The organism is Pantoea sp. ME81, from assembly GCF_903970985.1.
In the GTDB taxonomy this organism is placed as follows: Bacteria; Pseudomonadota; Gammaproteobacteria; order Enterobacterales; family Enterobacteriaceae; genus Pantoea; species Pantoea communis.
Map to the genome: position 1 here is coordinate 1 of NZ_CAJCKS010000173.1, position 9,974 is coordinate 9,974.

9 protein-coding genes and 1 tRNA gene are annotated in these 9,974 nt (G+C 52.1%); 5 read left to right on the forward strand and 5 right to left on the reverse strand.

Annotation, left to right across the window (positions count from 1 at the left end; genetic code table 11):
- Positions 1 to 133 precede the first annotated feature (133 nt).
- Entirely contained in the window at positions 134 to 610 is a 477-nt protein-coding gene (locus H7A81_RS22425) for a very short patch repair endonuclease (RefSeq protein ID WP_034824507.1), read from the reverse strand.
- A gap of 127 nt (positions 611 to 737) precedes the next feature.
- Between H7A81_RS22425 and dcm the strand changes: the two genes are divergently transcribed.
- Together dcm and H7A81_RS22435 are read left to right on the forward strand one after the other, a co-directional pair.
- Positions 738 to 2,138, forward strand: coding sequence for a DNA (cytosine-5-)-methyltransferase (gene dcm / locus H7A81_RS22430; protein ID WP_182058766.1), 1,401 nt, complete (start codon positions 738 to 740; stop codon positions 2,136 to 2,138).
- A gap of 122 nt (positions 2,139 to 2,260) precedes the next feature.
- Complete coding sequence (locus H7A81_RS22435) at positions 2,261 to 3,862, forward strand: methyl-accepting chemotaxis protein (RefSeq protein WP_160868113.1); 1,602 nt, start codon at positions 2,261 to 2,263, stop codon at positions 3,860 to 3,862.
- A 46-nt stretch (positions 3,863 to 3,908) separates the two neighbouring features.
- Here the strand turns inward: H7A81_RS22435 and H7A81_RS22440 are convergent, their stop codons facing one another.
- Both H7A81_RS22440 and H7A81_RS22445 read right to left on the reverse strand, forming a co-directional pair.
- Complete coding sequence (locus H7A81_RS22440; protein WP_034824521.1) at positions 3,909 to 4,157, reverse strand: hypothetical protein; 249 nt, start codon at positions 4,155 to 4,157, stop codon at positions 3,909 to 3,911.
- Positions 4,158 to 4,233: 76 nt separating this feature from the next.
- On the reverse strand, positions 4,234 to 4,932 hold the full coding sequence (locus H7A81_RS22445) for a phosphohydrolase (RefSeq protein ID WP_034824523.1): 699 nt from the start codon (positions 4,930 to 4,932) through the stop codon (positions 4,234 to 4,236).
- Between the two features lie 590 nt (positions 4,933 to 5,522).
- Between H7A81_RS22445 and H7A81_RS22450 the strand changes: the two genes are divergently transcribed.
- The 3 genes from H7A81_RS22450 (at position 5,523) to H7A81_RS22460 (ending at position 7,320) form a co-directional block, all read left to right on the forward strand.
- The gene (locus H7A81_RS22450) at positions 5,523 to 6,203 is read left to right on the forward strand and encodes a hypothetical protein (RefSeq protein WP_034824525.1); all 681 of its coding nucleotides are present in this window, start codon (positions 5,523 to 5,525) and stop codon (positions 6,201 to 6,203) included.
- A 170-nt stretch (positions 6,204 to 6,373) separates the two neighbouring features.
- Positions 6,374 to 7,141 (forward strand): DgsA anti-repressor MtfA, encoded by a 768-nt coding sequence (gene mtfA / locus H7A81_RS22455; protein WP_160868112.1) that lies wholly within the window; start codon positions 6,374 to 6,376, stop codon positions 7,139 to 7,141.
- A 103-nt stretch (positions 7,142 to 7,244) separates the two neighbouring features.
- A tRNA-Asn gene (locus H7A81_RS22460) sits at positions 7,245 to 7,320 on the forward strand.
- Between the two features lie 254 nt (positions 7,321 to 7,574).
- Here H7A81_RS22460 and ybiX read toward each other — a convergent pair.
- Both ybiX and H7A81_RS22470 read right to left on the reverse strand, forming a co-directional pair.
- Positions 7,575 to 8,252: a PKHD-type hydroxylase YbiX gene (ybiX, locus tag H7A81_RS22465; RefSeq protein ID WP_097116735.1), complete on the reverse strand. Its 678-nt coding sequence runs from the start codon at positions 8,250 to 8,252 to the stop codon at positions 7,575 to 7,577.
- Positions 8,253 to 8,299: 47 nt separating this feature from the next.
- The coding region (locus tag H7A81_RS22470) for a catecholate siderophore receptor Fiu (protein ID WP_182058767.1) at positions 8,300 to 9,974 on the reverse strand (1,675 nt) is incomplete at its 5' end.

The following is a 9,974-nucleotide window of genomic DNA, read 5'->3' on the forward strand; positions in this document are numbered from 1 at the left end:
GTTCACCATCCGCTCATCACGGAGTTGATACAGGCGTTTGACCGTCAGTTTGATACTGCTCATGGCTCGATTCCGCGTCCCAGAGAAAGAGAAGATCTAAACCGTTATGGCGGCTAAAAGCAACAATCGCACGCTATTCAACACGATAGTGATGCAAGCCTTGATGATCGATTTCGCCACTGTGCATGGCGGCCAGCAGCCACTCTTCCAGTCGTTCAATCAACGCCTCGTCTTCCAGGCGCAATTTTCCGCGCAGCGCGCACTCCCAGACAATCAGTACCTTCCAGCCGCTTTGTTGTAACTGCCCGATATAACGGCGGTCGCGTTCAACGTTGCTGTTAATTTTGCCGTTCCAGAACTCAGTGCGCGTGGCGGGCATCTTGAATAAATAGCAGTGATGACGATGCCAGAAGCAGCCATGGACAAAGATAATCGCCCGCTCGTGTGGCAAAACAAAGTCTGGCCGACCCGGCAACGCTTTATCTTGTACACGATAGTTGAAGCCACGATCTTTCAAAATCAACGCGATACGCTGCTCAATCGCCGTGTCCTGATTGCGAATGGCACGCATATTTTTGCTGCGAATAGCTTGCGAATGGACGTCGACCATGGCGTCTCCTTTTTATTGGGGCTTCTACAACTTTAGCGGTTTGGCGTGAAAGCGAAAGGCACGCGCAACAAGTGTGTGAAGACGCGAGGAGTGATAGCATAGCGGCTTCACTGTTAAGGAAAAACGCATGCTTGCTATCGATCCCGCCGCGACGGTTTCACCCTCCTCATTTTCTTCCCCTTCGGATGACGCCACATCGCTGTTAATGCAGGTCCTCGATATCTATGCCGCACGCGATGTGGTGCAAACCTTAACCGAGGCGGGCGGATGCGACTGGAGCGTGCCGCGTCTGAATCGCATTCGCCAGGGCAAAAGCGCCGTTCCTGCCCTTTCCAGTGATGAAGTCAGCAGTCTGCAAGCGTTATTACCTTCGCGCCCTGCACATTACGCCGCGCCTAAATTTCAATTTGTCGATCTGTTTGCCGGTATCGGCGGGATTCGTCGTGGTTTCGAGCAAATTGGCGGTCAGTGCGTGTTCACCAGTGAATGGAATAAAGAAGCGGTCCGTACTTATAAAGCCAATCACTATAGCGATCCTCAACGACACCAGTTCAATAGCGATATTCGTTTGGTGACGCAGCCCGCAGGACTCACTGACGAACAGGCGGTTTATCAGCACATCGATCAAACCATCCCCGATCATCAGGTGCTGCTGGCGGGTTTTCCCTGCCAGCCGTTTTCACTGGCCGGCGTCAGTAAAAAAAATGCGTTAGGTCGTGCGCACGGTTTTGAGTGTGAAGCGCAGGGCACGTTGTTTTTCGATGTTGCCCGCATTCTCGCTGCCAAAAAGCCGCCGTTCTTCGTGCTGGAAAACGTGAAAAACCTCAAGAGTCATGACAAAGGACGCACCTTCGCCATCATTATGGCGACGCTGGATGAACTTGGCTACGACGTCGCCGATGCGGCCGACAGCGCAACACCCGATGCGAAAGTGGTGGATGCGCGCCATTTCCTGCCGCAACATCGCGAACGCATTGTGCTGGTCGGCATTCGCCGTGACACAGGATTGAGCGACGGTTTTTCACTGCGCGCGCTGTCAAAACTCTATCCGCAGCAGGTGCCCACGCTGCAAAGCTTGCTGGAACCGACGCCAGATGCGAAATACATCCTGTCGCCGACACTGTGGAACTATCTCTATCAATACGCCAAAAAGCACAAAGCCAAAGGCAATGGCTTCGGCTTTGGCCTTAACGATCCCCGTAATCCCAACGTATGTGTCCGCACCTTGTCAGCGCGCTACTATAAAGACGGTTCTGAAATCCTGATTGATCGCGGCTGGGATCAAGCGCAAGGTGAAGCGGATTTCCAGCACGCCAGCAATATGGCTCTGCGTCCGCGTCGGTTAACACCGCGCGAATGCGCCCGACTGATGGGATTTGAGGCACCGGGTCAAAGCCAGTTCCGTATTCCGGTCTCGGATACCCAGGCATATAAGCAGTTTGGCAACTCCGTGGTGGTCCCGGTTTTTGCTGCTGTGGCACAGTTACTTTCGCCGCTTATCGAACAACATCTTAGCCAAAACACTTAGCGCCACAGGTCCACAATTTCCTTTAGGGACGCGTATTATGCTGTTTTGCGCTGAAACGCGTCTATTGTCACCAAACTGTCACGCCCGCTCTCAATACTCCTTTTTATTTTTGGGGGCGTTAGATGTCACTCCTTTCTGTAATCTCGTTACCGCTGCGTTTACGTACACGTCTTACCTGGCGCTTGCCGCTTTGGCTCACCAGTCTTCGTAACCAGTTTTTGCTGTTTATCGTGCTGTTCTGTCTACTGCAGTTCGCGGGCGTACTGCTGCTCAGCAATCACGTTAATCAGACGCAAACGTCACTCCAGCAAGCCAACCAACTGCGGGAAAGATTGGCCCTGCTGGATAAAGCACGTATCGAATTGCTCACCGCCAGTGATAACAGCCACCGTGCTGGTATCTATTTAATGCAGGATCAGCAAAGTGGCTCAGTCGATAGCTGGAAAAGTCTGGCGGCCGCCTCTGATGATTCGTTAAAAAAAGCGCAGGCACTGTTCACCGCCTACCATGCTAAAGCAGACAGTCCGCTGGCTCAGGGCTTTGCGATGTTAGCGGAAGGTTTGCAAGAGCAGTTGAAAGGGTTAGCGGCCAATGACATCAATGCCTTCTTTATGGTGCCGATGCAGGCATTCCAGCAGCAGTTTAACGATGCCTGGTTCAGCGAGATTGAACAAGCCAACCACCAGTTGAGCAGCGTCAATCAAAATACCCTTAGTACGCTAAAGCAGAGTCGCAACATGTCGCTGATCGTCAGTGCCATTTTGATGGCGCTGCTGGTGCTGGCCTCCAGTCTGTTGATGCGCGGCGTGCTGTTGCCGCTGCGTCGTGCCAACCGGCAGCTGGAGCAGATTGCCACCGGTGATTTAGTCCCGAGTCATGATACGCCACGCCGCCAGTGCTTAGAGACGCGCCAGCTGTTTCAGTCGATCGAATCAATGCGTTTCGGTCTGCAGCAGATTGTCAGCGACATTAATACCGTTGCTGTGAGCGTGGCGGCGGGTGCAGAAGATATGCAGCAGCATAATGAACAGGTGATGCAGCAACACCAGGCGCAGAATGCCAGCTTCCACCATCTGTCACAGCGTTTACATCGCGTGTCTGAAGAAGTCGAAATTGGTGCGCAATTCTCTCAGCAGGCCACGCAGGAGGCGCAGTCAGCCGATGCTCTGATGCGCAACTGCGCCACGGAAGTCGACAATATGGAACTCAAAATGCAGCAGATCGTTACAGCTTCGGGTGATATCGCCGGAATTGTCGGCATGCTGGATAGCCTGTCGATGCAAACCCGTTTGCTGTCGTTGAATGCCGCGATTGAATCCGCCCACGCCGGATCGTACGGTCGCAGTTTCTCCGTTGTCGCCAAAGAGATGGGGCTGCTCTCGCAAAAGAGTGGTGAATCAACGCGTCAGATTGATGGTTTAATTCAGCACACTCAGCAGCATGTGAATGATGGTTTTGACAAAGTGAAAGCGCTGGAAGTGTTGTTTACACAAATCAGCGGTGCGGTTTCGGGGGTCGTAACGCAACTCGATGAGTTGCAGCAAAATAGCACTGCGCAAAGTCACCGCGTCAGTAAAATTGCGCACGAAGTGGTGGAAATGAGTAATCAGCTACAGCAAAACGAAGCGCTCAACGCCCATCAGGTCAATTCGGCTACGCAATTGCGTGAACTCTCTGATCGCCTCGCCCAGCGGGCACAGCAATTCCGCGTCGATGCCGCTTGAGTACAAAGATAAAAAAAACCCGTCAATGACGGGTTTTTTATATCGCTTATTTTTTCTTTTTGCCTTTCTTCAGCAGTGCACGTACCTGCTTCAGTTCAGACGCGGAGAGCTGTTCAGCCACCGCTTCTTCAGTATTCAGACTATCAACAGCCGGTTGCTCAACCGCATGTAAACTGGCCTGCAGGCGGTTAACGATCTCCTGACTCATGGAGATTTGGTTATCGGCGGCTAACTGTTTGATGTGCTCTTTCAGCGCCGGGTCAATTTTAATGGTTAAGTTAACGGTCTCGGTCATCTTCATACTCCCTTTTGATTTACAACAACGTAGCGGAAGAAGATGAAAGTTAACAGACTGTCATAAAAATTTAATATTAAGAGTGTATAGGGCTGAAATCCCTTAATACTGACTCATCAATGCTGGTGAGATTGCCCTGCAATTCCGCGCATAGCTTAGCCATAAAGTGCACCAGGAAATCCGCGTTATGTTCCGCCAGCAGGCGCCCCGCTTCGGTTTGCATGGTTTCGGGCAAGCGTAAAAGTTTCTTCTGGAAGTGATCCAGCGTCCATTTCACATCGTCTAATTCACGCTCTTTTCCTAATGGATCCTCGCTGTCAAACAGCGGACGGCCCAACGCCCCAGCCGTGTAGAAAACGCGTGCGAGGCCAATAGCACCCAGAGACTCGAGGCGATCGGCATCCTGAACAATTTTTGCTTCCAATGTCAGTGGCGTAATGCGTGCGCTGAAACTGTGCGCCTGGACGGCATGGGCGACGCCCTCGAGCAATTCCAGGGGGAAATCGGGAAAGTCCTGCTGCAAAATTCGGCGTGTCTCTTCAGCGGCATAGGTGGAAGCCAGATGGCGCTCTGGATGGTTTTTTGGCAGGTTAACCACATCATGGAAGTAACAGGCGGTAAGGACCACCATAGGATCGGCTGCACTGTGCTGCATGATGCGCGTGGCGCTCATCCAGACACGACGCAGGTGCGCGATATCATGGGCTTTATCATCGTGCAGCCAGTTTTGCTGCAGCCAGTTCTCGTAGCGTTGTTGCCAGCGGGTGAGTGACATCGTGCTTCTCCTTATTGCTGTTATAAAAGCACCGCCAATTCAGGGTGCTGCTCCTGGGGACATCATAGCGGTCTGGTCGTGACACTTTTTTTACATCCTTCCTGGATGTGCAAAGCGTAAAAATGCGATCCCGATCTTGTTATAGCGCTGTTAATGTCGCTTTCCCAGCGGAGATCACGTTTTAGGCATTTCCTTAGCGTCATTTCAGTTAAATAACTCTGTTAAACAGGCGTAATCTATTTCTACCATCAACAGTATTCACGCTTTTGAATTATTCCAGTTAATGATGCTAACTATCACAAGGTAAAAGCGATAAACACTCACGGGAAAATCTGAAAAGATTCCCATGCAGGCCGTTATAACGTACTGTATAGGGGATATTTCTGGTTCTCTCTCGCCGGAGAAGGCATTTCCAGCATGTATTTTGCTTAAGCGCCATTTTTAAAACCGGAATATGCAGGAATAGCCTGATACTGAGGCGACAAATTATTAAGCAAATTGATTCAAACCCATTATGCTAACTCTCACATCTGCTGATGCGGGTGATTCGTCGAAGTTTTCCGGGTGAGTAACACTACATGAGGTACGTAATGAAAGAACGGCCGATTCTTTTTTCCGAACAGCGGGTCCGCGCCCTGCTGGTTGGCCAGCAGACGCAAACCCGGCGCATTATGAAAACCCAGGCTTTTGGCCCAGGCCAGGATCATCACGAAGGCGTGCATGCATTTGACGTTAGCGCCAACCATCTGCATGGCTATAAATTGATGTCGATGGCAGATGTCAGCTCTCACTGCCCGTTTGGCCAGGCGGGTGACCGATTGTGGGTGCGTGAAACCTGGCGCGGCCCCATCGTGCCAGAAGAACAACTCGCCGAATATGAACGCGATCCACTGCCGTTCCGTAGCCCGGCTTTCTGTCAGTATCGTTCCGACAGCAATGAACTGGGTCAGTTGGATGAAGATGTGGAACACGCCGAGCAGTTTGGTTGGCAAACGGCGATTCATATGCCGCGCTGGGCCAGCCGTATTGATTTGGCGATTACCTCGGTACGTGCTGAAAAGATTCAGGACATCAGTGAAGATGACATCATGGCTGAAGGCGTACAAACGGATACGCACTTCCTGAATAACTTCTTTACGATGAACATGAACGCAGAATCGCCGAAAGAAGCCTATCGAAAAGCTTGGCAGAAGCAGTATGGCGCCACCAGTTGGGAAGTGAACCCGTGGGTATGGGTGATCGAGTTTCAACGCGTTGAACGCGAGAGTTAACTGTCTTCAGCCCTCACCCGCCTGGGTGAGGGCAATTTTCCTGCTTTGCCATCTTAATCACAGAAAAAACCTGCAGTAACTGATTGAATACACGGCTTTGATTCCGCGCTGGCATTTTTCTTTTTGTCGCGCCAGGATAACCCTTTCCGCCCTGCAGAGTGAGTCGCGCGATGTTCAAATGGCCATGGAATGCGCAGGTAGATACCACTGTCACGGCGCTTCCCTGGCAACAGGCGCTGGCGCAACCGATCTTTTCACTGCTCACGACTGAAGAGCAAAGCGCCCTGACCACGCTTGCCCAACGCTTTCTGCAACAAAAAAAAATCTCGCTGTTGAATGGGCTGCAACTCGATGAACGGCAGCTGGCACGTCTTGCCTTGCTGTTTTGCCTGCCCGTGTTGAAGCTCGGTCTGGAGTGGCTGGATGGCTTTCATGAAGTGTTAATTTATCCCGAACCGTTCAATGTCGATGACCGTTGGGAAGACAGCAGCGGCTTAGTCCATCAGGCTCCAGCGGTGCATGCCGGTCAAAGCTGGACGCAAGGCCCAGTGGTATTAAACGCGTTGGATATTCAGGACTCTTTCGATCTTTCCGGCTACAACCTCGTCATCCATGAAATTGCGCATAAACTCGATGCACGCGGCAGCGGCTATACCAGCGGTATTCCCGTCATTGCCTTACGAGATGTCGCCCAATGGGAGAAGGATTTGCTACAGGCGATGGAAGAGATAGAGGCGGAAGTGGAATTGGTGGGTGAACAGGCGGCAACCATCGATCCCTACGCCGCCAGCGATCCCGCCGAATGCTTTGCCGTGCTGTCGGAGTACTTTTTCAGCGCACCAGATTTACTGGCGGATCGCTTCCCTGCGATGTATCGCCACTTACAGCAGTTTTATCGCCAGGACCCGATGGCGCGTCTTGCAGCAGGTTCTGCTTAAATCGCGATCGCTTTGTACTATTGCTAGCCAGTTGAATACAAATGTATTTTTAGCTGTTGACACATTAATGAGGTGCCATTAATATGCGCCTCGTTCACACGATTCCTCTGTAGTTCAGTCGGTAGAACGGCGGACTGTTAATCCGTATGTCACTGGTTCGAGTCCAGTCAGAGGAGCCATATTTAGAGAAACCCGCTCAGGGAAACCTGAGCGGGTTTTTTGCTTTTCATCACGTTGTCGTTCCCTCGTCTCTAAAAAGCTGGCATCGACATCCTGTGCCAGATTCTGATTGCAAAAGGGTCATGTTTGAACCTTTCATACCCTTTTATGTATTTTGACGCCGACGTTCTCAATGAAAACACGCCAAAGGTTCAAAAATGAACCTTTGAGCCATCAGGTTGTGTACGTGCACTCGGCAACCTGCCCTCATTCGCTACACTTCCGTCCAACCCCGCAGCAGGTTGTGATACATATTCAGCAGAGACAGCAGCTCCTCGCTATCGCCATGACGCGCTTTGAGGCTTTGAATATTACGATCCAGTTCGAACAGCATGGCGCGTTGCTTATCATCACGCACCATCGACTGAATCCACAGAAACGATGCCACACGTGCGCCGCGCGTCACCGGTGTAACACAGTGCAGACTACTCGAAGGGTAAAGCACCAGATGGCCGGCAGGCAATTTCACCTTATGTTGACCATAAGTGTCTTCAATCACCAATTCGCCGCCGTCATAACTGTCAGGTTCACTGAGAAACAGCGTGGCCGAGAGATCGGTACGCATCCACCCGGCAGCACCATTATGTCTCACCGCGCCATCAACGTGAAAACCGTAGGTTTCACCCTGTTCGTAGCGGTTAAACAGCGGTGTAGAAATAGAGCGCGGCAGTGCAGCAGAAAAGAACAGCGGGTTGTTGTTCAAAGCCTGCATCACTGCTGTTTGCAACCGATCATAAAGCGGCGTACGCGTATCAATCTGCTGATTATTTTTTACCGTTGCGCCCTGGCTGCCCACCGTGGCGCGTCCGTCAATCCATTCGGCCTGTTGCAGCAGCGAACTGAAATTTGCCACCTCTTCAGGCGTCAGCACTGCAGGAATGTGATACATCATCGCGGTGTTCTCTCATAAATAGGGGCGCGAACGCCCCACGTTGACTCTTAGAAATGGACGTTTGCCGTTAACAAGAAGGTACGTGGCTCACCCGGATGGTAGCGGTATCCACTCTTATTGATGGAAGCCACATAGTGGGTATCGAAAATATTGTACGCGTTGAGCTGCAGATCGAAGTTGTTATTAACCTTGTAGCCCAGCTTCGCATCTGCCACCCAATAACCTTCAGTATGGTCTGGCGTGCCTACCGCGCCATCGCTGCCGCGACGCAGACTGCCCACGTAACGCGCCCCCGCACCAACAGAAATCGCATCAGTGGCCTGATATTGCGTCCACAAGGTGAAGGCGTGTTTCGGTGTATAAGCGATAGCAGATGAGCCATCCTGAGCAACGGCTGCGCCCTCTTTCACCGAAGCGTGCTGCTGAGTGTAACCGGCAATCACTTCCCAGTCTGGGGTGATGTTGCCAGTAGCTGAAAGCTCATAGCCCTCAACGCGTTTTTTACCGGTTTGCGAATAAGTGCCGTCGTCGTTGGCGTCCACTTCATTCTCGATATCGGTACGGAACAGTGCAGCATTCAACAGCAAGCGTTTATCCAGCACCTGCCACTTGGTTCCCACTTCGCTTGATTTGGCTTTTTGCGGTTTGAAATCAGTGCGGTTAGCACTATTGCCGGCGCCACCTGCCGCCAGCGCAAAGCTGCTGCCGCCTGGAGGCTGCTGAGAAATAGCATAGTTGACGTAAACATTGCCCTGCTCGGTCAAACGATAGAGCGCACCCGCTTTCCAGTTCACCAGATTGCCAGACTTGGCAGTATCAACGGTGGTGAGCGGCGTGCCACGTGCGATGCCCGTTGGACACGCCAGCGCACCGCGCCCGGTGCCGCCACACGCCGTAGCACTGTCATAATCAGTGTGATAGCTATCAAGGCGAATGCCGCCGTTCAGCTCGAAGTTTTTGGTTATAGCCAGCGTATCGAAGGCATAGATTCCGGTGGTATCGGTCTGCCCGTTGGCATTGGCGCCGTTGCGATCCAGCCCTCCCACGGAAATGCTGCTGATCGGATGATAGATATTCACCGCAGGCGCAGTAATGGCGTTGACGCCGTAGTTGGTCTGGTTTTCACGCGTGAACTCCACGCCAGCACTGACATCGTGCCCCACTGAACCGGTATAGAATTTCGAGGTAATATTGGTCTGGTTAGTAAGGATGCGGTTACTGACATCTTTCAGGTTTGCGTTGCGCGTCCAGGTCCAGGTGCCAACATCACGAGGATTTGGCGTGGTAATGGTGCTGCCCATTACCGCGGTCAGCAGATACTCCTGCTTCACTCGCGACCAGCGCGTGGTGTTGCGAATCGTGGTGCTGTCGCTAAGATCGTGCTCGAAGCGAATAGTGCCGCTATCGGTGGTGGATTTGTCGAAATCGGAATCGGTGCCGTAATAATTACTGGTCGCCACTTTACCCGAATGATTAAGTGCAGAGGTAGCTGCCGTCGGTGACGAGTATCCCGGCAGGCCGATGGTCGGAATGCCGCCATCTGGCGTGTTGTTCTGATGCACATGCAGATAGTTCAGATACAAACGCGTTGACGTATCCAGACCGAATGCCAGTGAAGGCGCGACACCATAACGCTCATTTTGCACATTATCGCGTGCGGCATCGTGGGTTTTCTCGCCCATAAGATTGAGGCGAAACGCGCTGTTGTCGTTGATGGCCTGG

What these genes read in the sequence shown, in the direction of transcription:
- H7A81_RS22425 (WP_034824507.1), bottom strand. Translation starts at nt 610, where the DNA reads ATGGTCGACGTCCATTCGCAAGCTATTCGCAGCAAAAATATGCGTGCC.
- dcm (WP_182058766.1), top strand. Translation starts at nt 738, where the DNA reads ATGCTTGCTATCGATCCCGCCGCGACGGTTTCACCCTCCTCATTTTCT.
- H7A81_RS22435 (WP_160868113.1), top strand. Translation starts at nt 2,261, where the DNA reads ATGTCACTCCTTTCTGTAATCTCGTTACCGCTGCGTTTACGTACACGT.
- H7A81_RS22440 (WP_034824521.1), bottom strand. Translation starts at nt 4,157, where the DNA reads ATGACCGAGACCGTTAACTTAACCATTAAAATTGACCCGGCGCTGAAA.
- H7A81_RS22445 (WP_034824523.1), bottom strand. Translation starts at nt 4,932, where the DNA reads ATGTCACTCACCCGCTGGCAACAACGCTACGAGAACTGGCTGCAGCAA.
- H7A81_RS22450 (WP_034824525.1), top strand. Translation starts at nt 5,523, where the DNA reads ATGAAAGAACGGCCGATTCTTTTTTCCGAACAGCGGGTCCGCGCCCTG.
- mtfA (WP_160868112.1), top strand. Translation starts at nt 6,374, where the DNA reads ATGTTCAAATGGCCATGGAATGCGCAGGTAGATACCACTGTCACGGCG.
- ybiX (WP_097116735.1), bottom strand. Translation starts at nt 8,252, where the DNA reads ATGATGTATCACATTCCTGCAGTGCTGACGCCTGAAGAGGTGGCAAAT.